Source organism: Nocardia fodinahabitans, assembly GCF_052983615.1.
Genome location: NZ_JBRJJC010000001.1, coordinates 384849 through 410323 on the forward strand (window position 1 = coordinate 384849; position 25475 = coordinate 410323).

Sequence of the window (25475 nt, forward strand, 5' to 3'; positions counted from 1 at the left end):
CCGGGACGGGACGCGGATCATGCAGAGTGACGGCGACACCGGCTCCGGTGCCACGCGCGCAGCGAGCTCGTCTGCGGCACAACGCCGATGACATCGATCCGACCGATGGACGAGGCGTCTGCCGGGTGCGCACGGGCCGGATCATCGTGGCGCCGCGCTCTCGGGGCGGGCCAGGCCGTAGGCGCGGAATCGGCTGTGGCGCTGGGCCAGCAGCTCGGCGGTCGGCCAGGCCCGCAGCTCGTGCACGGCCTGGCGCACCGCGCGCCGCAGCAGCGCCGCCGCGCCGACGGGGTCGCGGTCGGCCCCGCCCTGCGGCTCGGGGATGACCGCGTCGGCAATCCCTAGTTCCAGCAGCGCGGCCGCTTCGACGCGCAGGGCATCGGCGGCGCGCGGCGCGGCGGCCGGGTCCTTCCAGAGGATGGCGGCGCAGCCTTCCGGGCTGATCACCGAGTAGACCGCGTTCTCGCACACCAGCACCCGGTCGGCCAGCGCGAGCGCCAGCGCTCCCCCGCTGCCGCCCTCGCCGGTGATCACGGTGACCACCGGAACGGGCAGTCCGGCGAGCAGCTTCAGCGACTCGGCGATGGCGACGGCCTGGCCCTGCTCCTCGGCCTCGATGCCGGGGTAGGCGCCCGCGGTGTCGACCAGCGCGACGACCGGGCGGCCGAGCTTGGCGGCCAGCCGCATCACCCTGGCGGCCTTGCGGTACCCCGCCGGGGTCGGCATGCCGTAGTTGCGTTCGGTCAGTTCGGCGCCGGTGTGGCCCTTCTGGGTCCCGACCACCACCACCGGCAGGCCGTCGAGCCGGGCCAGGCCCGCGATCATGGCCGGGCAGTCGGCCGACATCCGGTCGCCGTGCAATTCGACGAAATCGTCGAAGGCGCCGGCCAGGTAGTCCAGGGTGGTCGGCCTGCCCAGCTGGCGGGCCGCGCGCACGCAGTCCCAGGATCCGCGCGCGGTGAGCACGGCCGGGTCGGTGATGACGGCGTCGGTGTCGCCGGGCTCGGTGCGGCGCGGCGGGCGGGTGGTCATCGCGACCAGCCGGGACAGCCGGGCGCGCAGGGCCGAACGGTGGCAGATCATATCGACGATGCCGTGGTCGAGCAGGAACTCGGCGGTCTGGAAGCCGGCGGGCAGGGTCTGGCCGATGGTCTGCTGGATCACCCGCGGGCCCGCGAAGCCCAGGCGCGCACCGGGTTCGGCGATGATGATGTCGGTGGAGGTGGCGAAGGAGGCGGCCACGCCGCCATAGGTCGGGTCGGTGATGATCGAGACGGTCAGTACGCCCGCGTCGTCGAGGCGACGCAGCGCACGGCTGGTCTTGGCCATCTGCATGAGCGCGAGGATGCCCTCCTGCATCCGCGCGCCACCGGAGGCGGTGACGATCACCAGCGGCGCGCGGTCGGCCAGCGCCGCCTCGGCCGCGGCGGTGACCGCCTCACCCACGGCGCTGCCGAGACTGCCGCCGAGGAAGCGGAAGTCCATGACCGCCAGCACGATCGGCGTGCCGTCGACGGTGCCGCGCACGCAGCGGATCGCCTCGGGCAGCCCGGTCGCCCGGCGCGCCTGCTCGGCCCGCTCGGGGTAGGGGCGGGTGTCGACGAAGCCCAGCGGGTCGGTGACGGTCGCCGCGGTGGCGATCGGCCGGGCCGAATCCTCGTCCAGGAGTTGGTCGATGCGCTGATCGGCGGTGAGCATGCCGTGGTCGTCGCATTCGGGACAGACCCGGTCGGCGCGGTCGTAGCGTTTGACGTAGATCACCGTCCCGCAGGCCGGGCACAGCATCCAGGCGGTGCCGGTGGTGGCGGTTCCGGTCTCGACGATGGTCATCGGTCCTCCAGCGGGCGTGGGACGTAGCGGGCACTGGCCGCGGGCAGCCGCACACCCGCGGTCCGCAGCTGGGCGACGCGGGTCAGGTAGGCGGCGCCGAACATGAGCTGTCCCGCGATGTCGGCGACGGCGCGGTTCTCCGGCGCGGCCAGGTAGGTGCCCGCCGCCCAGGTGTTGAACGCGCCCATCGCGGGCCCGCACCAGATCTGGTAGTCGGCGACCCGGTCGGCCTCGCCGCGGATGCTCCAGCCCGAGGACAGGCCGAGGTACCAGCGGAACACCAGCGCCATCTTCGCCTTCGGGTCCTGTTCGGCGCCGGCGAGCTGGGCCGGGTCGCGTTCGGTGAAGTACCGCACGCACTCCTGCCACACCTCGTCGAGCGGCCTGCGGAACAGCGTGGACTCGAGCTCGGCGCGCAGCGTCGCGGGCAGGGTGTCGAGACCGTCGTAGGCGCGGTAGGTGTCGTAGAGCCGCTGGGCACGGGCGGCGAACATGGTGCCGCGCCGCAGCACCTGGACCTGCACGCCGAGTTCGAACATGTCCGAGGACGGCGACATGGCGCAGTCGGCGAATTCGGCCCTGGCCAGCAGGGTCTTGGTGGCGCCGCACTGCGCCGCCTCGACGGCCGACTGGTTGACCGACCCCGTCACCACATAGGCCGCGCCGAGCCCGAAGGCGGCGGCGACGGCGTCGGGGGTGCCGATGCCACCCGCGGCGCCGATACGCACGCGGTCGGCTCCGGGGACGGTGGCGGCCAGGCGATCCCGGGCCGCGATCAGCTCGGGGAGCAGGACCGTGAGCGGTCGGCGGTCGGTGTGGCCGCCGGAATCGGCTTCGGCGGTGATGTCGTCGGCCATCGGCACCCGCTCGGCCAGCCGGGCCTGTTCGACGGTGATCCGGCCCGCCGCGACGAGCTCGGTCAGCAGCCGGGCGGGCGCGGGCCGCAGGAACAGCTCGGCCACCTCGACGCGGGACACCTTGGCGATCACCCGGTGCCCGATCTCGATGCCGCCGTGGCGATCGACCGCGAGCCCGGCGGCCCGGTAGCGCACCACCTCGGCGGTGAGATCCATGAAGGCCGAGGCCTCCACGCAGCGCACGTCGTGGCGCAGGCAGGCGTCGATGATGGCGCGTTCCAGCGCGGGTTCGCTGGGACTGTGAATGAGGTTGCAGGCGAACGGCTGCCGGCCCAGTTCCCGGGCCAGCTCGCCCAGGGCCGCGTCGACGGTGGCGGGCGCGACACCGGCCGCGCCGTAGGCGGCCAGATATCCGTTGCGCGCCATGGCCTTCACCAGGGCAGGCGAGGCGATGCCGTTGGCCATCGCGCCCGCGGCGTAGGCCGCGCGGACACCATGGGCCGCGCGGAACGCGCTGTCGCCGAGCCGTTCCGGCGGCAGCGGTGCGACGGCCGCGAGCACCTGCGCCCCGGCCGCCACGGCCTGGTCGGCGGTGGCGCCGACCAGGCCGTCGGCGCGAACGATCCAGACGGGGGTGTCCAGCTCGAGCAGCAGTGCGGTGATCTCCTCGGCGGTGCCGGCCACCGCGGCGGTGCGCATCGTGGTCATCACGCCCTCCGGTCGACGAGTTCGACGGCCAGATCGGTGACTTCGTAGATCCGCAGGCCTGGCTTCCACAGCGAGCCGTCCACCACCGCCGTCACGCCGTGCGGCCCGCGGCGCAGCTCCTTGATGTGCGCTTCGAGTTCGACGGTGCCGTCGGTGGGCAGGAACTGGCCGCGGTAGCGCCAGCTGAACGGGATATCGGCCGGGATGTGGAACACCGGGTCGGTCATGCCGGCGGTGTGGCCCGCGTCGACGAGCCATTCCTGCACCGCGTGGATCACCGATTCCACGCCGAGCGAGCCGGGGATGACCGGGTCGAGGTGGAAGTGGCGGGTGAAGAACCAGTCGTCGGGGTCGATGGCGCGCAGCGAATGCAGGTATCCCGCACCGTGTTTCCCGCCGCCGTCGACCACCTCGACCCGGTCGATCAGGGTCAGGGTGCCGCGCGAGCACAGCGGTGCGGACGGGTCGGCGCGGCGGGCCGCCACGTCGATCGTCCTGACCTGGGCCCGCGGGTTCTCGGCCAGCCAGGACGGGGCGGGGCGGCCCGCGTCCAGGCCGGTCTGGTTGGCCAGGGCCTCGTCGCTGAAGTAGCCGAACATGGTCTCGCCGGTGTAGAACGGCTCGCCGTCGACGCTGAGCGTGTAGTCGAAGGTCTGCAGCGAGGATCCGGGCAGGATCGTCGTCGACAGCATCCGGGAGGACTGCTCGATCGTGCGGTCGCGCAGGTCGACCTGCCGCAGCACCGTGGCCGTGCCGCCCAGATTGCGCAGGCTCAGGGTGACGCCCGGCTGGGTCAGCGTCGGCCCGGCGTAGTAGCCCATGAGCAGCGCGGCCTGGAGCGAGGTTTCCATGTACACGAAGTGCGGCATGGAGTCGTTGGCCGTGTCGGCGTAGTACCAGGAGTCGGCGGGCGAGTCGTACTCGGTGGTGTAGGACGCGGCGTCGAGAGTGCCACGGGCACCGTCGAAGTCACGGACCCGGTCGACCAGGAGCAGCCCACCGGTGGGCAGGCGGGTCGCGCGCACGCCGGTGTACTCCGCGAACTCCGGACCCATCGCGATCGCCTGATCGCCCCGAGCCAGGTGCGTCATGTGGAACTCGTTGAGCAGCAGGCCCGGCACCGCCGCACCGGGGCCGACGCCCACACCCGTGGGCTCGGCGACGGTGACCTGGACCGCCACGCTCGGCTCGCCATCGGAGAACCTCGCGGTGGCGGCGACGTGCGGGCGGGGGACGAGATCCAGGCCGGTGACGACGAGATCCACCGTGCCCCGGGTCGCGGCGGCGACGGCCGGGGTGGTCCCGGTCAGCGTGCTGCCCGACAGGCACAGGTGCATGCCCGTGAACAGGGCGAACACCTCGGCGGCCTGGCGGGCCGCCGCGCCGGGGGCGCCGTCGTAGCGGGCGACGACACGACCGTCGCCGGTGCCACCGTAGAGCTCGATCGACTCGATCTCGGTGAGCACCAACGGTTCTGCGGCGGCCAGCCGCACGGCCACCGCGACACCGTGACGCTGGTGGCCGGGGCCGAAGACCTCGGCGATCGCGCCCTGGGCCAGCAATTCCAGTGCCGCGTGGTCGAGCTGGGTGCGGCCGGTGCGCGCCAGTGGCTTGAACGCACCCTCCCTGGCGACAGCCGAGGTCGCTGACGCCCGGTCGCCGGCCGTGGCTCGCCCGTCGCCCGGGTGCGGAACCGACCCGGCTCCCGATCCACGGCCATCGGTTGATGCCACCCCGCCACCGGCGGTGTGGCCTGTGCTGGAGGACCCAGCCGGTGCGCCGAACACAGACCGGCTGCTGGGGGAAGTCGCGGTGACGGCCGACCCATCCCCACCGACCGCAGTGTCGGCGGCGGGCGCGGCACCGGTCGCCCGCTGCCACAGTGCCCGCTGAAGCGCGACCTGCGCGCCGAGCGCCGCGCGGTGGGCGGCGACGAGGCCGGTGCGCAGCTCGCCGATCGGGCCGAGGGCCGCATCGGTCACCGTCGTGGCGGTGTGCCGCGCGATATCGGAGGTAGACGCGGGCGGCGCTGCCTGCGCGGTGGTCGTGGTCGGCTGGGCCTGCGCCACCGGCCGGGCGTCGACCGCACCGACCGGGTCGAAGGCGATGCCGTCGAAATCGAGGACTGTCATCGGGTCCACTCCCTCACCGAGGTCTGGAACTTCTCCGTCAGATCGGGCGTCGTGAGGACGGTGACGTCCGAGAATCGCTGCAGCACTGTGCCGTCGGTGGCCAGCGCGGTCGCGTCGATGCGGGCTTCGAGCCGCCCGGCGCGCGGGTTGTCGACCACCAGGACGAACGGTTCGGTGGTCGGCAGCGGGTGGTGATAGTCGATCCGGCCGACGCCCAGCGGCAGGCAGGCCGCGCCGAGCAGGCGGTGGCCGAGGACCGGCGGGCCCTGCAGGATCAGGTCGGCGGCGACCGGATCGTGCAGGCGGCCCGCGTAGGCGCCGTCGGCGACCGGACCGGTGGGCAGGAAGCACTCCAGGACGATCGCGCTGTCGCTCTCGGACCGGAGGGTGCGCAGCCCTTGGAGCGCGGGTGCGTGGAACTGGACGGCGTCGGTGTAGATCCGCTCGGCACCGGTGCCGGGGCTGGCCACGATCGACTGGCTGCCCGCGGCGTCGGGTCCGGCCGCGAGCAGCAGGGTCGCCCGGAAGTGGGCGGCCTTGTCACCGAAGACGGTGGCGCGCACCGCGGTGCGGCCATCGATGTCGGCGACCGGTTCGAGCTCGATCTCCAGCGCGGTGACCGGATGATCGAACACGAGCCCCTTGAGCACCTGGTAGTCGCGGACCCCGATCACGGTGCGGCCCGGCCGGGTTCGCTCCGCGAGGTTGATCATCGCGCCCAGCCCGAAGGTCGCGGGCAGCACGATGTGCTCCCCGATCCGGTGCGCGGCGATCACGGGTTCGTCGACCAGCCCGGTGACATCGCGGCGGGCCCGCACCGACGCCACCGGGCGATCCCCGGTCGACAGCGCGGTGGCCGCGCCGACCAACAGGACCGGTTCGGGCCTGCGCGCCGTGGTGAACTGCGTGGTGAACGCGGCGGCACCGGCGGTCGGCGCCAGCAGCGGGATACCGCGACCGCGGAAATGCGCGCGCAGGTCGTCGGTCACCATGCCGCCGTCCCAGGCGCCCCAGTCCAGCGCGGTGACGCGGTGGCCGGGATGCCTGCGCCGCCAGCTCACCGCGAAGCGGCACAGCGCCTCGTTCGCGGCGGCGTAGTCGGCCTGCCCGGTATTGCCGAACAGCCCGGCCACCGAGGTGAACAGCACCAGGTCGGTCGGCTCCCCCACCGCGGCCAGCACGGCGGCGAGACCACCGAGCTTGGGGCGCAGCACCCGGCCGATCGAGTCCGCCGTCTTGTCCGGGATCAGGGAGTCGGCCAGCACGCCGGCCCCGTGCACGACACCGGTGACGGTGTCGCGCCACGGTGCGATCGCCTCGGCGAGCGCGGCCGCGTCGGTGGCGTCGACGGCCAGGTACTCGGCGCGATCGCCGAGAGTGGCCAGGGTGGCGCGGATTTCGCGGATCGCGCGGATCTCCCCGCACGCCCGATCGATGTCCTTGGGCTTCACGCCGGTCCCAGCCAGCGCCCGCACCGCGGCGGGCTTGAGGTCGCTGTCGGCGATCCCCGACGCCCAGGTCGGTTCGTCGGTGAGCCGGGTTCGGCCGAGCAGGACGAACCGCGCGGCGCTGTGCTCGGCGAGGGCGAGCACACAGGTGGCCGTGACGCCCCTGGCACCGCCGGTCACCAGCAGGACGTCGTCGGCGGTCAGCACCGACGGAGCGAACTCCATTGCGGTACTCACGATCTCGGTGGTGGCGGCGGGCTTGTGCCCGCTCGGCACCGGGGTGCGGCGCCTGCCGGAGCCGTCGACGCCGACCTCGATGGTGTCGACCGCCGCGTCGCACAGTTCCTCGAGCACGATCTGCGCCACCCGTCCCGGCGTCGCCGCGGGGGCGATGTCGAGCGCACGGCAGAACAGGGCCGGTTCCTCGGCGGCCAGGGTCTTCACCAGACCGCCCAGGCCGCCGAGCAGCGCCGGCACCGGCTCGGCGTCACCGAGCAGACCCAGGTGCCCGTCGAGCCGGGTGACGGTGACATAGCCCGCCCTGGTACTCGCCTCGCGCAGTGCGGGCAGCACGCGGCCGCTGACCAGGATCGCCTCGGTCAGAATGCGTTCGGCCTGCGCCCACTCCGACGCGACACCCGCGACGACCACGCAGACGTCCGCCGGTCCCGTCACGGCGTCGGCCGGGCCGACCCGCTGGACGGTCCAGCTGCGTTCGCGCAGTGCCTCTTCGATCGCCTCGCCGTCGGTTTCGGCGGATTCGTCCAGGCAGACCACCAGTGCGCGACCCGCCGGGCGATACGGATCGACCGCGAGATCGACCGGCGCCAGCTCGACGAGTTCGACGACGTGCCGCGGCGTTTCGGCCGCGGCCTCAGCTTTTGGGTGGACATCACCCCCGGCCAGCTCGGCCACGATCTGATCCAGGGAACGCAGGGTGCCGAGTTGCTCGGGTCCGAGGCTGGGCAGGTTCGGAAACCGTTCCTGCAGGGCGCCGATCACCTGGACCCGCTTGATCGAGTCCACGCCCAGATCCGCTTCCAGATCCATGGTCGGATCGACCATCTCGACCGGGTAGCCGGTTTTGTCGGCGACTACTTCCCGCAGCGCCTGCCGCAGGGTGTCGGCGGTGGTGGCATCGCCGGCCGGTGCGGCCTCGGCGGTGGGGGTCGCGGTGGTGGCGGGCGCGGCGGTGTCGCTGTCCGCGCCGGCCAGCAGGTCCGCGATCTGATCCAGGGTGCGCAAGGTGCCCAGCTGCTCGGGGCCCAAGCTCGGTAGCGACGGGAAGCGTTCCTGGAGCGCGCCGATCACCTGCACGCGCTTGATCGAGTCGACGCCGAGGTCGGCTTCCAGGTCCATGCTCGGGTCGACCATCTCGACCGGGTAGCCGGTCTTGTCGGCCACGACCTCGCGCAGTGCCGCGCGCACGGCGTCGCCGGTGATGGCGCCGGCCGCCGCGGCGGCCTGCGGCGCGGCAGCGGCGGACTGGGGAGCAGCCTGCGGCGCAATGACGGCCGGAGGGCCCTGCGGCGCGATCGCGGCCGGAACCGCCTGGGAGACAGCGCCGTTCGCGGCGGGAGCGGCCTGGGCGGGGTGCCCGTTGGTAGGCGCGGGAGCCGGGGCGGCGATCGCGGGCACCGTGGGCGCGGCGGTGATCGCCCGCGCGGCGGGCCGGGTCACAGCGACGGTGCGGGTCCCCGACACCGGGGCGCCGCCTTCGAGCTCGGCCAGCTGGGCGAGCACATCGCTGGCCCGCGAATGGCTTTCGCTGATCGCGATGCCGTGGTCCTTCACCGCTTCGATGGCGCGCAGGGTGTTCTCGTCGAGCGTGCCGTTGCTCAGCGCGCCCGCCAGGCCGCGGGCCAGGTCGAGCTGTCCGTCCAGGTACTGCCGGTGCGTGTCGAGGTGCTGCACCAGGGCGGTGTCGAGCGAGTCGGTCGTCCGGTATTCGGACGGGCCGGGGGCGGGGGTGGTCACGAGCTGTTCCTCCACGATCGGTGGCACCACAGGCTGGTGCGGGGATGCGGGCACCTCGATGTGCACGCGGTAGCCGTCGGACAGGGCCGCGGCGTAGGCCGCACGACGGGCGTCGGGCACGTATTCGGGGGCCGACAGGGTCACGGTCATCCGGTTGCCCGCGGGGGCGGGCCGCTGGTCGTCGGGCGCGGCGTAGCGATTGATGCCGGCGATCTCGACACCGAGGACGGCCAGGCGCACCGCGGCGCGCTTGAGGGCGACATCGCCGTTGCCGATGGGGCCGGTGTCGGTGGCGAAGGCGATCACGTCGTCGCCGAGGGTGCGGCGCACCAGCGAGGTGAGGACCTGCTTGGGACCGCATTCGACGAAGACGGTGCACCCGTCGGCGTGCATGGCGCGCAGCGCGTCGACGAACTCGACCGGCTGGCTGAGCTGGGCGGTGAGCGTCGCCCGGTTGGCGGCCACGTCGGCGCCGTAGGACGCGCCCGCGGTGTCGGCGTAGACCGGCGCGTCCGGTGCGGTGATGTCGACAGTCGCCACCGCGGCACCGAATTCGGTGACGGCGTGCGCGACATAGGGCGTGTGGAACGCCGCGGCCACCGGCAGATCCCGGGTGGCCCAGCCCTTCTCGGCACTGCGCGCGGTGAACGCGGCGATGCCCTCGGGTCCGCCGCCGACCACGATCTGATCGGGGGCGTTGTGGTTGCAGATCCACACGTCGTCGAGGTCGGCGAGGACCGCGGCGACGTCCTCGCGCGGTGCGTTGACGGCCACCATCGTGCCCGCCTCAGCATCGTCGGCGACGGTCATCGCCTCGCCTCGGGCCCGGGCCAGGGCGAAGAAGTCCTCGGTGCTCAGCGCGCCCGAGGCCCACAGCGCGGTCAGCTCACCGAAGCTGTGGCCGAGGTAGCCGTGCGCCCGCAGGCCGAACTCGGTCAGCACGCGGAACTGGCCCGCCGCGAGCGCGCCGATCGCGGGCTGCGCGAATTCGGTACGGCGCAGAGCGGATTCCTGATCGGCACGCGCCTGCTCGGTGAACGCCGGCGGCGGGAAGACCACCGCGCCCAAGCGCTGCGCGGCACCGGCGAACGCGGCATTGGCGGCGTCGAAGGCCGCGCCGACGGGCGGGTTGTTGAGCGCGGTGTCCAGGCCCATGTCCACGTACTGGCTGCCCTGGCCGGCGAACAGCACGCCGACCTTCGGCGCGGGCAGCGCCGCGGCGCGGAAGTAGACTCCCTCGGGGTGATCCCAGTGCGCCGCTTCGGGATTGCGCACCATCTCGTCGACCGCCAGCGCACGCAGATCGGCGGCGGTGTCGGCGTCGACGGAGACGAAACCGATCCGGGCGTGGTCGGCGGGGATGTCGCCGCCGTCGGTGCCGGGGGTGCTGCGCACCACGTCGATCAGGCCCGCCACGTCCGGCGCGTGCCACAGGTGCGCGCGCGGCACCCGGTGCAGCACCTGGCCGCGCTCACCGTCGGCCTCCTCGAGCACGAGGTGGAAGTTGGTGCCGCCGAAGCCCATCGCCGAGGCGGCGGCCCGGCGCACCGGGCGCTGCGGGTCGCGCACCCACGGGCGGGTCCTGGTGTTGACGTAGAACGGGGTCCGGGTGGCGTCGACCTCGCTGTTGGGCGCGTCGACATTGATCGTCGAGGGCAGGATCTTCTGGTGCAGGGCGAGCGCGAGTTTCATCACGCCCGCGGTGCCCGCGGCGCCCTTGGTGTGCCCGATCTGCGACTTCACGCTGCCCAGCGCGGCGAATCCGGTCTCCGAACTCGCGTCGGCGAGCAGCCCTTTCAGCGCGGTCAGCTCGGTCTTGTCGCCGACCGCGGTGCCGGTGGCGTGCGCCTCGATGAGCTCCACGTCGGCGGGCGAGCACTCGGCGTCGGCGTAGGCGCGCTCCAGCGCCACCCGCTGACCGGCGGCGACCGGGGCGTAGATGCTCTTGGCGCGGCCGTCGCTGGAGGACCCGAGACCGCGGATCACCGCGTAGATACGGTTGCCGTCGCGGCGGGCGTCGGCGAGCCTGCGCAGCGCCAGCATGGTGATGCCCTCGCCCAGCAGGGTGCCGTCGGCCTCGGCGGCGAACGGGCTGATCCGGCCGGTCGGCGACAGCGCGCCGACCTTGCTGAAGCACAGGTAGATGAAGATCGAGTTCTCGGTGTCGACGCCACCGGTGATCATCATGTCGGCGCGGCCGTCCTGCAGCTCGGCGATCGCGGTGCGGATGGCGGCCAGCGAGGCCGCGCACGCCGCGTCGACGGTGCAGTTGATGCCGCCGAGGCCGAGGCGGTTGGCCACGCGGCCCGCCACCACATTGGCGAGCAGGCCGGGGAAGGAGTTCTCCTCCCACGGCGCGAACGCGGCCACGAACCGCCGCGAGATCTCGGCGACGTCGCCCTCGGACAGGCCGACCGAGCGGGCCGCCTCCTCGAGCACCGGGGTCGACAGGCGCGCGGCCAGCGGATGCATCAGCGGCACCGGGCCGGTGGTGCCCAGCACCACGCCGGTGCGCGCCGGGTCGTACCACTGCGAACCGGTCGCGCCCGCGTCGATCAGCAGATCCCGCGCGACCCCCAGGCTCAGGGTCTGCATGGTGCTGGTGACCTCGAGCTGGTTCGGCGGCATGCCGAACTCCAGCGGATCGAACTCGACGTCGGGCAGGAAAGCGCCGCGACGCGAATAGGTCTTGTCCGGCGCCGAGCGGTCGGCGTCGTAGTAGTCGTCCAGGCTCCAGCGCGACGCGGGCACCTCGGAGGTGCAGTCGACGCCGTCGATGATGTTCTGCCAGTACTCGCGGTGGGTGTGTGCCTTGGGCAGCAGACCCGACATCCCGACGATGGCGATCGGGTCGCGGGCCAGACGTCGTTCGTCCGTCACGTAATTTCCTCTCGAAAACGGGCAGTCGCGAAACTCAAGCGGCGACAGTGGTGGCGGTGGTCGACGAGATCAGTTCGGCCGCGGTGGCGGCGAAGAGGCGGTGGCCCGCCGGACTGGGGTGCAGACCGTCGGCGGTCCACACCTCCGGCCGGGCCCAGTCGGGGTGCGCCGCGATATCCAGCAGCAGGGTGCCGGTGTCGGCGGTGACGCGGGCGAGCACCTCGTTGGCGACGGCGAAACGCTCGCGCAGCAGGCCGCGGAAGCCGTCGGGGACGGGAAGCCGGGCGGGGATGTCGGGGTAGGTCGCCGTGAACACGGTGGCCCTGCCCGCCCGCAGCGTGGTGAAGATGGTGTGCAGGTTGTCGGCGAAACGGGCCTCGTCGTATGCGCTGACCAGGTCGTTCACGCCGACAACCACACCGTAGAGGCCGGCCCGCGCGCTCGTCGCCGCCGCCAGCTGACCCGCGACGACATCGCCGGTGGTGGCGCCGTGGGTGCCGAAGTTGCGAATCGTGGCGGGGCGCAGGCCGAGCTGGCCGCCCAGCCGCGACACCCAGCCCCGGTAGCCGCCCGCCGCGGCCGGGTCGCCCCGGCCTTCCACGAAGCTGTCGCCGAGCGCCGTCAGGCCGGCCGCGATCATGCTGCCACCTCCTGCGGCATGCCCGGGCGCCCTGCGTGGTGACGCTGCGCTACCGCCTCCGGGCGCTGACCGTTCATGCCGAGACCCCGGTATTCACCACGTGCCGGTCGGCGACGGGGAAGTTCACCTCTTCGTAGAGCGCGGCCAGCTCCTGCTCGCCGAAGAACTTGTCCGGCGGGTACAGCCCGGCGATCAGACCGAAGAACTTCTTCGAGTAGTGCTCGCTGCGGCTGGCCGCGCGGAATACCGAGTCGTAGTACGGCGTCAGCGTGAGGTCGGAGATGGACTGGGTCAGCTCGTAGGTGCTGGCGCTCTGGGCGTCGCGCTCGCGCTGGTACTCCGGCATGGTCTCTTCGAACGGGCGTGCGCCCGAGAGGCTTTCGTGCACCAGATCGGCCAGCAGCTGGCTGTACTTGAAGGCGTCGGTGATGCCCCAGCCGGTGAACGGGTCCTTGTGGTAGCCGGCGTCGCCGACCAGGGCCCAGCCGGGACCGAAGGACTGGCGGCGGTAGTTGTCCGGGTACAGCATCGGCCGGAACGGCTCCACGCGCTTGCCGGTATCACGCAGGCGCGCACCGATTTCCGGGTCGACCTGGTCGACGATCTCCTGCAGGCCCGCGTCGGGATCGGTGCGGAAGTCGCGGAAGCGATCGCGCTTGCGCATCACCGCGACCAGGGCCAGGCCGTCGTTGGTCGGCCAGGAGGCGAACTGCTGCTCACCGAAACCGGTGCGGTGGTGCATGCCCCAGTCGACGCCCTCGTAGTAGGAGTAGTAGACGAAACAGGCGGCGGGCGAGCCCTCGTAGGTGGCCGCGCCGACCTCCTTGGCGACGATCGAGTTCGCGCCGTCGGCACCGACGACCAGCTTGGCCCGGAACTCCTGCTCGGGGCCCTCTCCGACGCGGCCGCGGATACCGGCGACCCGGTCGCCGTCGCGCAGCAGCCCGGTGACGGTGAAGCCCTCGATCAGCTCGGCGCCGGACTCCCCCGCCGCGTCGACCAGGATCTTGTCGAGCACGGTGCGGCGCGGGCAGTACACGGCGTCGATGCCGTCGGCCGACGGATCGGCCATGCCCGGGATCACGATGTCGGTGTAGGTGAAGTTGAGGTGGCGGATCGGCGGGCAGCCGGTGGCCACGACGGTGTCGAGCAGACCCCAGGACTTCAGAAAGCCGAGGCCGGCCTGGTGGATGTAGTGCGTGGACGGGGTGTCGCTGGGAAAGGTCGCGCGATCCACGGCGAGCACCCGGTAGCCCTGACGGGCCAGCAGCATGGCCAGGGGCGAGCCCGCGACCCTGGTTCCGACGACGATGACGTCATACATGATGTGATCACTTTCGGTGGTCGAATTCCGATTTCGAGTCTGTCGCCGATGAATTGCGGAAACCACTGCGGGTCACCGCAATTCATCGGCCGATCGGTCCCGGCTATCGTCGGCGGGACGGCTGGAGGAATTTCGCGTCGCGTTACCCGCGCGACATGTACAGCTGATCTATTTCCGCCGAATAGGTTTCGGCGATCGCGGCCCTGCGCAATTTCAGCGAGGACGTGAGCAGCCCGGCGTCGACGGTGAAATCGCCGTCGACGACCCGGAAAGCGCGAATGGATTCCGCGCGCGACACCAGCGAATTGGCGTCGTCGACGGCGGCCTGGATCTCGGTGGCCGGGTCCTCGTCGGGATGGTCGATCCGCCACTTGGCGGCGCGGTCGGCGTCGAGGGTGATCAGCGCGGTCACGAACGGGCGCCCGTCACCGACGACCATGCAGTTGCTGACCAGCGGGTGCAGCCGGATCCGGTCCTCGAGCAGGGTCGGGGCGACGTTCTTGCCGCCGGAGGTCACCAGGATCTCCTTCTTGCGCCCGGTGATTCGCAGGTGACCGTCGTCGAGCTCGCCGATGTCACCGGTGTGCAGCCAGCCCTCGGCGTCGACGGGCCGCTGATCGGCCGCCGCGCCCCAGTAGCCGGGCGAGACGTGCGGGCCGCGGACCAGCACCTCGCCGTCGGCGCCGATGCCGACCTCGGTGCCGGGAATCGGGCGCCCGACCGTGCCGAGCCGGTTGGTCTCCGGCGCGCTGACGGTGACCGCGGTGGCCGCCTCGGTCAGGCCGTAGCAGTTCAGGATCACCACGCCGACGCCGGCGTAGAAGCCCGCGGTGGTGTCGTCGAGGGACGCGCCGCCGGAGATCACATAGCGCAGCTGCCCACCGAAGGCGGCCGAGACGGCGTCGTTCGTCGCGGTCGGCGCCGCGTCCTCGGCCAGCAGCGCGAGTCCACGCTCGACCGCCGCCGCCTCCTGCTCCTCGGTGAGCAGTGCCCTGGTGTGCTTGCGGATCTTCTCCAGCGCGTAGGGAACCAGCGCCAGGAAGGTGGGGCGCAGCCGGGCCAGCGCCGGCACCAGGTCGGGGACGCCGGGCAGCAGGTGGGTGCGGCTGCCGCCGTAGAGGCAGGCGAACAGGATCGTCTGGCCGAACACGTGCGACAGCGGCAGTGCCAGCGCGGTCGTGCCGTCGAACAGCGTGCCGGTCTGGCGGGCGGTATTCGCGGCCGTCACGTACATGTTGCGGTGGCTGATCATGCAGCCCTTGGCCAGGCCGGTGGTGCCGCTGGTGTAGACGATCATCGCCAGATCGCCGGCGCCGACCGCGGCGATCCGCGCGTCGAGCTCCGGGTGCTCGGTGCCCGCGGTGGCCCACGCGCCGAGCTCGTCGAACGACCAGACCTCACCGTCCGCGCCGGCCGAGGTCAGCCGGACCGCGTCGTCGCCGGTCTCGGCCGCGAAGAAGCGGCTGCCGCTGTCGCGCAGGATGTGTTCGATCTGGGCGGGTGAGGAGGTGGGGTACACCGGCACGATCACCGCGCCGATGGCGACGGCGGCGCAGTCGAGCAGTGCCCATTCCAGGCTCGTGCGGCCGAGCACGGCCACGCGATCGCCCGCGGCCACCGCTCGGTCGAGCAGGGCCGAGGCGAGCGCGCGGACGCGGGTGTCGAGGTCGCCGGTGGTCAGCTGGGTTCCGTCGACGGCACACAGGGAATGGCGCGTGGGGTCACGCCGTGCCGCTTCGGAAACAATCGCATACAGACTGGAGGTATCGGATGGAACGAATCCGTTCGCGGTGACAGACACTGTGTTCACGAATTGAATTCTTCACGGCGGCAACCATTCCCGTCGCCGCCGCCATCGCTGTTCCTACCGCGCGAGAGTCATGTCCTATCGACGGGTTCACGCCGACAATGCCCGGACATCATCTACCTGTGCCGATTCGATGCATTCCAGGAACAGCGACACGGCGGGGTTGGGCTCGTCGGCACGCCACACCGCGTGCAAATCCAGTGTCGGCACCGGATCGAACAATTTCACCGCCACCGAACTACTGCCCGCCACTCCCATTCCCATCGAAATCGCCCGCGGTAGCGAGGCGAACCCGACGAGCGGGCGGACCGAGACCATGTGCGCGGTGGCGCCGGGGTCGTCGGCCGAATGCGTGACATTGAGCGAGATCCTGGTCTCGGCGGCCGAGCGCAGAATCGTGTCGTACATCGCGGGACACTGCTCGCGGGCGAACAGCACACAGTCCTGACTCTGTAGTTCGGCGAACGGGACTCCTGGCCGGTCCGCCCACCTATGTCGTCGTCCGACGACGGCCACCAGTGGAACCCGGTGCAGCAGGCGGCGATACCGGAAGTCCGCGGTACTGGGGTGACCGTAGACCAGGGCCAGATCGAGTGAACCGTCGGCGAGGCCGGGCCAGCTGGGGCCCGGTCCGCTTCTCCCACAGCGACACCACGATGTCGGGGTGCCGTTCGGTCATCCTGGTCAAGGCCTCCGGCAGCACGTGTCTGCTGGCCGGCAGGTTGTAGCCGATGTTGAGACTGCCCGCGCGACCTTCGGCGGTCGCCTTGGCCGCCTGGGCGGCACGGTCGAGCTGGGCGACGATCTGGCGGGCCTGGAGTTCGAACTCCCGCCCCGCCGGGGTCAGCCGCACCTCATGGGAGTTGCGGGCGACCAGCTGGACGCCGAGCGATTTCTCCAGCTTCTGCAGCTGGGCACTGAGACTTGGTTGGGTCAGATGGAGGCGCTGCGCTGCGCGACCGAAATGCAACTCTTCGGCGATGGTGATGAACGAAACGAGGTGTCGGAATTCCATGACGCCGGGCTCCTTCCGAGTACCACCACGCTATCGAGGCCGGATAACCCGTGATGAATACCGATCGCCCAGAAGTCGCCGTGCGCGTTGCCGGTGGGTGAACCCGCCCCGGACTCGGCGTGGCCGCCCCGGCGCGCCGCGGATCCGGCCCGAAACGCCAGGCACGCCACCGGCTTACCGCGCGGAACTGCTCACTCTACCGCGCGGTAGCCGCCGCCGTACCGGATGGCGAGCTGGTTGCGCGCCGACGGCCTCATGGTTCTCAGGAGACCGGGCCGTTGACCACCGCGTAGGCGAAGCCGTCCCAGCCCTTCGAGCCGACCGTCTGCAGCACCGTCGCGTCCAGGCTCGGCTCCGCGGCGAGCAGTTCGACGAGCTCGCGGCTGGCGCGCACGTTCGGATCCTCGGAGTGCCCGTCGGCCAAGCCGCCGCGGCGCACCACATTGTCGACGATGATCACCGAGCCGGGGCGGGTCAGCCGCAGCGCCCACTGCACGTAGTTGGCGTTGTTGACCTTGTCCGCGTCGATGAACACCAGGTCGAACGGCTCGGTGCTGTCCTCGGCGACCTCGGGCAGCGTGTCCAGGGCGGCCCCGACCCGGATGTCCACCCGCGCCCCGACACCGGCCCGGTCCAGGTTCGCCCGCGCGACCTTGGCGTGGCGCGGCTCGAACTCCAGGGTGACCACGGTGCCGCCGTCGCCGACCGCCCTGGCCAGCCATTCGGTGCTGTACCCGCCGAGGGTGCCGATCTCGAGGATCCTGCGCGCGCCCGCCGAGCGAGCGAGCAGGTGCAAGAACTTGCCCTGCGGGGGCGAGACGTCGATCGCGGGCAGTCCGGCCTCGGCGTTGGCGGCGAGTGCGGGGGCACCGTCGTCTCCGACCAGCGCGTCCACGATGTAGCGGTCGACACCGGCCCAGTCGTTGTCCGTCATGAGCGCCAGTGTGCCATCCTCGGCGGCCCGCGGGACGTACTCGACCGCGGGGGGAGCCGGATGTCCCACTCCCGCAGGTCCGCTCGGTGCGCGGCCCGTGCTACCGACCGCCGGTCGATGCCGGACGGCGCGCATCCCCGACCCGGGGTTCCCGGCGTGCGGTAACAGTGTTACCGTTCGGTCGGCCGCTGCGGCGTGACACGCGTCATGATTCTTCTCCGTCGCGGCCGGGGACACAGTCGCAGCGGTGCGGCGGTGGCATCGATGGGAGTGGTATGCAGCAAGCACGATCGCTGGCGCGCCGGGCGGCGGTGACCGCACTGGCCTGTCTGTCCGCGGTGGCCGGATCCGGGGTGGTCGGCACGCAGCAGGTGGCGGCGGAGCCGGTGAGCGCGTTCTCTGTGCCGCCGGCCGCGATCCCGCAGACACCGGGCGCGATCGTGAAGACCCAGCCGATGACGATCCTCGCCACGCCGCCGACCGCGGCGGGCTGGCCGACCCAGGCCCAGCACGTGATGTACACCAGCAGGCTGCAGGACGGCTCCCCCGTCGCCGTCACCGGTACCTACATCGAGCCGAAGAATCCGTGGCAGGGCGCGGGCCCGCGGCCGACCGTGGTCATCGGTCCCGGCACCTCGGGCCAGGGCGACCGGTGCGCGATGTCGGTGGCGTTCTCGACCGGCGTCTCGGTGACCGCCGATCCGCTGGGACTGTCGGCGAATCAGGAGATGCCGTCCTCGGCGGTGTGGAGCGCGCTCGGCGCGCGGGTGCTGATCACCGATTACATCGGTCTGGGCACCCCCGGCATCCACACCTACGCCAACCGCTTCGAGAGCGGCCACGCGATCCTCGACGGCGCCCGCGCCGCCAACGCGCTCGCCGGCGTCGGGCCCGAGACGCCCCTGGTGCTGTGGGGTTACTCGCAGGGCGGTGGCGCCACCGCCGCGGCCGCGGAGATGGCGCCCACCTACGCGCCGGAACTGAATCTCAAGGGCACCTGGGCCGGTGGCCCGGTCGCCGACCTGTCGGCCATCCTGGAACGCATCGACGGCGCGCTGATCGGCGGCGCGATCGGATTCGCCGTCAACGGCATGCTCGCCCGCTACCCCGAACTCGAACAGGCCGTCGACCGGGTGATCAGCCCGCACGGCCGCGCCATGCTCGCCACCCTGAGCGACTCCTGCGTCGCCGACCTGATCACCTATCACCCGTTCCTGAAGACGAATTCGCTGACGGTGGACGGACGTTCGCTCACCGAACACCTCGCCGAGATCCCCGAGGCCGCGCCCGTGCTCGCCGAACTGCGCCTCGGCAGCACCACGCCGGCCACCCCGGTGCTCATCACCAGCGGCCGCAACGACGACACCGTCCCCTACGGCCAGGCCCGCCGCCTCGCCGAGGACTGGTGCGGGCAGGGCGCCACGGTCACCTTCCGCACCAACGAACTGCCGCCGATCCTGCCCGGCACGACCATTCCGAACCACTTCGGTCCGGAACTGATCGACGGCTTCGGTCCCGACAACGCGGTGACCTACCTGCTCGACCGGCTTGCGGACAAGCCGGTCGGCGGCGGCTCGTTCGACTGAGCGCCGCACGGCACCGGGGGCCCGCAACGGCGCGGGCCCCCGGTGTCGTCTCCGGGCTCAGAACAGGAAGTAGCGCTGGGCCATCGGCAGTTCGGTGGCCGGTTCCTCGGCCCACACCTCGCCGTCGACCCGGACGGTGAAGGTGTCGGGGTCCACCTCGATGCGCGGCATGGCGTCGTTGCGCGGCATGTCGGCCTTGGTGACCCGGCGGACGTTCTTGACCGGCACCAGTTTCCGGCGCACGTCCAGCCGGTTCGCGAGACCGTCGTCGATGGCCTGCTCGGACACGAAGTGCAGCGAGGTGGCCGCGGCGGCGGGGGCCGCGGCACCGAACATCGGGCGCGGCAGCACCGGCTGCGGGGTGGGGATGGAGGCGTTGGCGTCACCCATCGCGGCCCAGGCGATCATGCCGCCCTTGAGGACCGCGTGCGGGCGGACACCGAAGAACGCGGGCTCCCACAGCACCAGATCGGCCAGCTTGCCGACCTCCACCGAGCCGATCTCGTCGTCGAGGCCATGCGAGACCGCCGGGCAGATGGTGTATTTCGCGATGTAGCGCTGCACGCGGGCATTGTCGGCCGCGCCGTCGCCTGCCAGGGCGCCACGGCGGCGCTTCATCACGTGCGCGGTCTGCCAGGTGCGCATCACGACCTCGCCGATGCGGCCCATGGCCTGGGAGTCCGAGCCGATCATCGAGATGGCGCCCAGGTCGTGCAGCAGATCCTCGGCGGCGATGGTGGACGGGCGGATCCGCGATTCGGCGAAGGCCAGGTCCTCGGGGATCGACGGGCTCAGATGGTGGCACACCATGAGCATGTCGAGGTGCTCGTCGAGAGTGTTGACGGTGTGCGGCCGGGTGGGGTTGGTGGAACTGGGCAGCACGTTGAGATGCGAAGCAACGGTGATGATGTCGGGCGCGTGGCCGCCGCCCGCGCCCTCGGTGTGATAGGCGTGGATGCCGCGGCCCGCGATGGCGGCCAGGGTGTCCTCGACGAAACCGGCCTCGTTCAGCGTGTCCGAGTGCAGCGCCACCTGCACGCCCGCCGCGTCGGCGACGGTGAGGCAGGCATCGATCGCGGCGGGCGTGGAACCCCAGTCCTCGTGCAGCTTGAAACCCGAAGCGCCGCCGCGCAACTGCTCCCACATGGATTCCTGGCTGACCGTATTGCCCTTGCCGAGCAGCACGATGTTCATCGGCCAGTGATCGAGCGCTTCCAGCATCCGCGCCAGATGCCAGGAGCCGGGGGTGACGGTGGTGGCCTTGGAGCCCTCGGCCGGACCGGTGCCGCCGCCGATGAGCGTGGTGATGCCGCCGCCGAGCGCCTCGTCCAGCAGCTGCGGGCAGATGAAGTGCACGTGACAGTCGATGGCGCCCGCGGTGAGGATGCGGCCGTTGCCCGCGATGATCTCCGTGGACGGGCCGACGACCAGGTCCGGGTGCACACCCGACATGGTGTCGGGGTTGCCCGCCTTGCCGATGCCGCAGATGCGGCCGTCGCGGATGCCGACGTCGGCCTTGATGATGCCCCAGTGGTCGATGATCACCACGCCGGTGATGACGGTGTCGGGGGCGCCGTCGGCACGGGTGGCGCGGGACTGGCCCATCGACTCGCGCAGCACCTTGCCGCCGCCGAAGACGGCTTCCTCACCGGCCAGACCCGGTCCGCCGCTGCGGTCCTCGGTGATCTCGATGATCAGGTCGGTGTCGGCGAGCCGGATGCGGTCGCCGGTGGTCGGCCCGAACAGTTCGGCGTAGCGGGCGCGGCTCAGTTCGGTCATCGGTTCTCTCCCGAGAATGTCGTGTTCTCACGCATCGAGGCGGCCCGGCGGGTTCGCGCTGATCCCGTACACCTCGCGGGTGCCGCCGATCGGCACCAGCGAGATCCGTTGCGGCAGGCCGGGTTCGAACCGGACGGCGGTGCCGGCGGGGATGTCGAGGCGGTGGCCGTGCGCGGCCGCGCGATCGAAGTCCAGGGCGGCGTTGGCCTGTGGGAAGTGGACATGGCTGCCGACCTGGACGGGGCGGTCGCCGGTGTTGACGACGTCGAGTTCGACGCGCACCGCGCCCGCGTTGAGTTCGATCGTGCCCTCGGCACAGAGGTATTCACCGGGAATCATGGGCTTCGCCTATCCGATCGGGTGGTGCACGGTGACGAGTTTGGTGCCGTCGGGGAAGGTCGCCTCGACCTGCACGTCGTGGATCATCTCCGGCACGCCGGCCATGACGTCGTCACGGGTGAGCACCGAGCGGCCCGAGGACATCAGCTCGGCCACGGTCCGCCCGTCCCGCGCGCCTTCGAGCACGTGATCGGTGATCAGCGCGACCGCCTCGGGGTGGTTGAGCTTGAGTCCCCGCGCCTGCCTGCGGCGGGCCAGTTCGGCCGCGTAGCTCAGCAGCAGCCGTTCCTGCTCGTGCGGCGACAGGCGCATCGGGTCTCCTCGCGGGTCGTGGACAGGTGTCCGACATTCTGACACGCCCGACGCACCCTCGCCCGTCCACCCGACCCGGTCGAAAATCGATGGCGGGTGGTGCGGCCCGCGCCTAACGTCGGTCGGCATGAACGAACGGACCGGGCTGCTCAATGTGGTCGATGTGGAGGCGACCTGCTGGGCGGGGGCGGTGCCGGCCGGGCAGTGCAGCGAGATCATCGAGATCGGGCTCACCGTGGTCGATCTCGGGGCGCGGGAGCGGGTGAGCAGGCACGGGATTCTCGTGCGGCCGGCGCGGTCGACGGTGAGCGCGTTCTGTACGGAACTGACCAGCCTCACCCAGGAGCAGGTCGACGAGGGCGTGACCTTCGCCGAGGCCTGCCGGCTGCTGGCGACCGAGTTCGAGGCGGGGTCACGGCCGTGGGCGAGCTGGGGTGACTACGACCGCAAGCAGTTCCACGCGCAGTGCGCGGCGACGGGCGTGCGGTATCCCTTCCGCGGCCTGCACACCAATGCCAAGCAGGTCTTCGCCGAGAGCTACGGGTTGCGCAAGCGGCAGGGCATGGCGGGGGCGCTCCACATCGCCGGGTTGCCGCTCGAGGGCCGCCACCATCGCGGCGAGGACGACGCGTGGAATATCGGGGCGCTGGTCGTCGACGTGCTCGGCCGCGAGGGGTGGCGGATCACCACGGCGGAATGAGGGTCAGGCGGCGAGGTTCTGCAGGCGGACCTGGCCGCGGGCGACGGTGCGGCCCTCGGCGTCGGTGATCACCACGATCCAGAGTTGCTGGCTGCGGCCGCGATGGATGGGGGTGGCCTCGCCGGTGAGGACGCCCTCGCGGACCGCGCGTAGGAAGTCGGTGTTGTTGTTGACGCCGACGACCGAGCCGCGCTCGCCGAACCAGACGCCGGCGCCCACGCTGGCCAGGGTCTCGATGACGGTGCAGTAGACGCCGCCGTTCTGGATGCCCGCGGGCTGGTGCAGCTGCGGGCGCACCTCCCATTCGCCGCGCACCCGGTCGGGGCCCACCTCCGTGTAGCGCAACCCGATCAGATCGGTGAAGGTGCCTTCGCTGGCCTTGGTCATCAGCTCCGGAGTGATCTCGGCCAGAGACAGGGTGTTGTCGGTCATACGCTCCGGTCTACACCATCGGATTCCACGGCAGACACCCCGGGAGACGAAGCGGCGGACCCCGTCACTGGGACGGAGCCCGCCGCGGCAGGAATGAGGGGGTCGACCGCAGCCCTCGGGACCACCGGCTCATCCATACGCCGCATTGAGCATAGGTCAGGCTTACCTAAGTAGTCAAGCGCCGCACCGGATCATCTGCTGTTCGCACCGCCGCGTGGGCTTGCTCAACACGATCGCAATACTCCATGATCACTCGTACCTCTATGTTTCCGAGGCTTGTGTCGATGTTGAAAGCTCATGTTCTGGGCGCACGACGGCCAGGGGTGGGCGCGGCGAGAGAGGCAAGATTTCGTGAGTAATAGTCGTATCCCCCGCTGGGCCGCGCAGGCGGCCATGTGCGCGGCCCTCGCCGGTGCCGCCGTCGCGGCACCGGTGCAGGCCGAGCCGCTGTGGCCCGGCGGTCCCGATGTGCCCGGCGTGCCGGCGATCATTCCCGCGCCGCCGCCGGAGCCGGTGGTCGCACCGTGTAGCGAGAAGGCGCGCGCCTGCCTGCAGCTGTCCACCAACAATGCCTGGCTGATGGACAACGGCAAGGTGACCTTCGGGCCGAGCCCGATGTCGCACGGCCGTCCCGGCTACGAGACCCCACCCGGCGTCTTCAAGGTGGCGTTCAAGAAGCCGTTCCACTGGAGCACCCTGCACAACGCGCCGATGGAGTACGCGGTGTTCTTCAACGGCGACATCGCGTATCACATCGGGCCCACCGAGGAGCAGTCCCACGGCTGCATCCGGCTGACACCCGAAGGCGCGAAGGCGCACTACGAGTGGCTGGAACCGGGCGACATCGTCGAAGTCGTGCCCTGAGTCGGCGTGACCCGATGGGGAGGCCGGATCATCGGCCTCCCCTTTCTCCTGCCACCGACACGGTCAGCGCGTCGAAGAGCCAGAGGTGGGCGGCGCCGGAGGTCACCGTGTCGCCGGTGAGCCGCCCTGGGGCACCGAACGACGGATCGCCCACGACGCGACGATCCGCGGTGCCGAGCAGCTCGGCACCGCGGATCGTGGTGGCACTGTGGGCCGACGGGCCGGCCTGCGGTCGGTTCGACCACGAGCGGATCCCGGCTACACCGCTACCGCATCCCGCTCACCTGCAACCGAATCATCGACCGCCACAGCCGAATCCGGCACCGAGGTGGCGCCGGCCGGGATCCGGCGCAGTAGCGCGACGGCCAGGACCGCACCCGCGGCGGACAGCACGGCCGCCGTCCACGCGGCGGCATTGAGCCCGTTGGTGAATGCCTCGCGCGCGGCGGCCACTACCGATTCGGCGACGTCGGCGGGCAGGGACTCGGCCGAACTCAGTGCTCCGGGCAGGGTTTCGGCGGCCTCGCCCGTCGACTCCGACTTCCCGGCGCGGTACACCGCGGCACCGACACTGCCGAGCAGCGCGACACCGAGCGCGACACCCAGGTCGCTGGCCGTGCTGTTCACCGCGGACGCCGCGCCCGCCTTCTCCGCCGGTGCCGCGCCGATGACCAGGCCGGGGATCAGGGCCATGGCCGGGGCGATGCCCGGGTACAGGACGTAGAAACCGACGATGAGCAGCGGCAGACCGGCGGCGCTCTCGACCTGGGTGAGCACCAGGTAGCCGACCGTCGACACCGCCAGACCCGCGGCGATCAGGGAGGCGGGCCGGACGCGGCGGGCGATCGCGGGGGTGACGGTGGAGACGATCACCAGGCCGATCGCGGCGGGCAGGATCCACAGCCCGGCCCGCAGCGGCGACTGTGCGGCGACCAGCTGCAGATACTGCGTGAACAGCAGGTACACCCCGCCCAGGGCGATGGCGGCGAGCAGGTAGACGCCCAGCGAACCGCTGAAGGTCCGGTCGGCGAACAGCCGCACATCGAGCAGGGGGTCGGCCAGGCGCAGCTGCCTGCGGACGAAGACCACCGCGAACAGCACACCGGCGAGCAGGGTGAGCACCGACTCGGCGGTGGGCCCGGCCTCGGCGAGCTTCTTCACGCCGTAGACGAACGGCAGCAGCGCGGCCAGCGAGAGCGCGACGCTGATCGGATCGAGCCTGCCCGCGTCCGGCGCCCGGTACTCGGGCACCAGCACCGGCACCGCGAGCACGACCAGCAGCATCACCGGCACGCCGATCAGCATGGACGCGCCCCACCACAGCGAGGCCAGCATCAGTCCGCCGAGCAGCGGGCCGAGTGCCACACCGGCCGAGACCGAAGCGGCCCACAGGCCGATGGCGGTGGCACGCTGGCGATCGTCGCGGAACATCGTGGTGATCAGCGACAGGGTGGCGGGCATGACGGCGGCGGCGCCGAGGCCCATCAGCGCCCGCGCCGCGATGAGCAGTTCCGGACCGGGCGCGAAGGCCGCTATCACCGAGGCGACACCGAACACGGCGGCCCCGGCCAGCAGCAGCCTGCGGCGGCCGAGCCGGTCACCCAGCGTGCCCATGGTGACGAGGAACCCGGCCATCACGAATCCGTAGATGTCGTTGATCCACAACAGCTGGCCGCTGCTCGGTGCCAGGTCGGCGGCGATATAGGGGGTGGCGAGGAACAGGACGGTCATGGTGAGGAACAGCAGCACCGTCGGCAGGAGCAGGACCGCCAGTCCCAGCCATCGGCGGGTGCCTGCCCGCTCGGGGATTTCGGTGAACGCGGACATCAGGAGGATTCCCTTCGAGGAGGATGCGAACGAGACCCACCGTGCCGAGCGGTCCTTCGGGAACTCTTCGGATCGACTCCGGAT

Annotated in this window: 17 protein-coding genes and 1 pseudogene; 3 read left to right on the plus strand and 15 right to left on the minus strand. The window is 71.6% G+C overall.

What is annotated here, in order from left to right; translation table 11 throughout:
• Positions 1-141: 141 nt before the first annotated feature.
• The 9 genes and pseudogenes from accD to NV348_RS01855 all read right to left on the minus strand — a co-directional run bounded on the left by accD (position 142) and on the right by NV348_RS01855 (position 17552).
• Entirely contained in the window at positions 142-1830 is a 1689-nt protein-coding gene (gene accD, locus NV348_RS01815) for an acetyl-CoA carboxylase, carboxyltransferase subunit beta (protein ID WP_447145383.1), read from the minus strand.
• Positions 1827-3395: a PfaD family polyunsaturated fatty acid/polyketide biosynthesis protein gene (locus NV348_RS01820; RefSeq protein WP_447145384.1), complete on the minus strand. Its 1569-nt coding sequence runs from the start codon at positions 3393-3395 to the stop codon at positions 1827-1829. The genes accD and NV348_RS01820 overlap by 4 nt, the downstream gene beginning before the upstream one ends.
• Positions 3395-5527: a beta-hydroxydecanoyl-ACP dehydratase gene (locus tag NV348_RS01825; protein ID WP_447145385.1), complete on the minus strand. Its 2133-nt coding sequence runs from the start codon at positions 5525-5527 to the stop codon at positions 3395-3397. Before NV348_RS01825 ends, NV348_RS01820 begins: the two co-directional genes overlap by 1 nt.
• The gene (locus NV348_RS01830) at positions 5524-11832 is read right to left on the minus strand and encodes a beta-ketoacyl synthase N-terminal-like domain-containing protein (RefSeq protein ID WP_447145386.1); all 6309 of its coding nucleotides are present in this window, start codon (positions 11830-11832) and stop codon (positions 5524-5526) included. The genes NV348_RS01825 and NV348_RS01830 overlap by 4 nt, the downstream gene beginning before the upstream one ends.
• Before the next feature lie 34 nt (positions 11833-11866).
• Positions 11867-12472, minus strand: a complete 606-nt coding sequence (locus NV348_RS01835) for an SGNH/GDSL hydrolase family protein (RefSeq protein ID WP_019047667.1) — start codon at positions 12470-12472, stop codon at positions 11867-11869.
• Positions 12473-12545: 73 nt separating this feature from the next.
• Positions 12546-13796, minus strand: coding sequence for an NAD(P)/FAD-dependent oxidoreductase (locus NV348_RS01840; RefSeq protein ID WP_447145387.1), 1251 nt, complete (start codon positions 13794-13796; stop codon positions 12546-12548).
• A gap of 142 nt (positions 13797-13938) precedes the next feature.
• A complete protein-coding gene (locus NV348_RS01845) occupies positions 13939-15597 on the minus strand; it encodes an AMP-dependent synthetase/ligase (RefSeq protein ID WP_447150903.1) in 1659 nt (552 codons plus the stop codon).
• A 96-nt stretch (positions 15598-15693) separates the two neighbouring features.
• Positions 15694-16618: pseudogene (locus NV348_RS01850) on the minus strand (LysR family transcriptional regulator).
• A 262-nt stretch (positions 16619-16880) separates the two neighbouring features.
• Complete coding sequence (locus tag NV348_RS01855) at positions 16881-17552, minus strand: O-methyltransferase (protein WP_447145388.1); 672 nt, start codon at positions 17550-17552, stop codon at positions 16881-16883.
• A gap of 275 nt (positions 17553-17827) precedes the next feature.
• Between NV348_RS01855 and NV348_RS01860 the strand changes: the two genes are divergently transcribed.
• The gene (locus NV348_RS01860) at positions 17828-19138 is read left to right on the plus strand and encodes a lipase family protein (RefSeq protein ID WP_447145389.1); all 1311 of its coding nucleotides are present in this window, start codon (positions 17828-17830) and stop codon (positions 19136-19138) included.
• A gap of 57 nt (positions 19139-19195) precedes the next feature.
• On the opposite strand, the gene NV348_RS01865 is transcribed toward NV348_RS01860, so the two are convergent.
• The 3 genes from NV348_RS01865 to NV348_RS01875 are packed head-to-tail and all read right to left on the minus strand — an operon-like array spanning position 19196 to position 21568.
• On the minus strand, positions 19196-20917 hold the full coding sequence (locus NV348_RS01865; protein WP_447145390.1) for an urease subunit alpha: 1722 nt from the start codon (positions 20915-20917) through the stop codon (positions 19196-19198).
• Between the two features lie 27 nt (positions 20918-20944).
• Complete coding sequence (locus tag NV348_RS01870; RefSeq protein ID WP_447145391.1) at positions 20945-21256, minus strand: urease subunit beta; 312 nt, start codon at positions 21254-21256, stop codon at positions 20945-20947.
• A gap of 9 nt (positions 21257-21265) precedes the next feature.
• On the minus strand, positions 21266-21568 hold the full coding sequence (locus tag NV348_RS01875; protein ID WP_110035401.1) for an urease subunit gamma: 303 nt from the start codon (positions 21566-21568) through the stop codon (positions 21266-21268).
• 127 nt (positions 21569-21695) lie between these two features.
• On the opposite strand from NV348_RS01875, the gene NV348_RS01880 reads away from it, so the two are divergent.
• On the plus strand, positions 21696-22268 hold the full coding sequence (locus tag NV348_RS01880) for a 3'-5' exonuclease (protein ID WP_447145392.1): 573 nt from the start codon (positions 21696-21698) through the stop codon (positions 22266-22268).
• 3 nt (positions 22269-22271) lie between these two features.
• Here NV348_RS01880 and NV348_RS01885 read toward each other — a convergent pair whose 3' ends face one another.
• Complete coding sequence (locus NV348_RS01885) at positions 22272-22655, minus strand: PaaI family thioesterase (protein ID WP_447150904.1); 384 nt, start codon at positions 22653-22655, stop codon at positions 22272-22274.
• 396 nt (positions 22656-23051) lie between these two features.
• On the opposite strand from NV348_RS01885, the gene NV348_RS01890 reads away from it, so the two are divergent.
• Positions 23052-23564 (plus strand): L,D-transpeptidase, encoded by a 513-nt coding sequence (locus NV348_RS01890; protein ID WP_447145393.1) that lies wholly within the window; start codon positions 23052-23054, stop codon positions 23562-23564.
• 28 nt (positions 23565-23592) lie between these two features.
• On the opposite strand, the gene NV348_RS01895 is transcribed toward NV348_RS01890, so the two are convergent.
• Both NV348_RS01895 and NV348_RS01900 read right to left on the minus strand, forming a co-directional pair.
• Positions 23593-23718 (minus strand): hypothetical protein, encoded by a 126-nt coding sequence (locus tag NV348_RS01895; protein ID WP_447145394.1) that lies wholly within the window; start codon positions 23716-23718, stop codon positions 23593-23595.
• A gap of 104 nt (positions 23719-23822) precedes the next feature.
• Entirely contained in the window at positions 23823-25391 is a 1569-nt protein-coding gene (locus tag NV348_RS01900; protein ID WP_447145395.1) for an MFS transporter, read from the minus strand.
• Between the last annotated feature and the right edge of the window lie 84 nt (positions 25392-25475).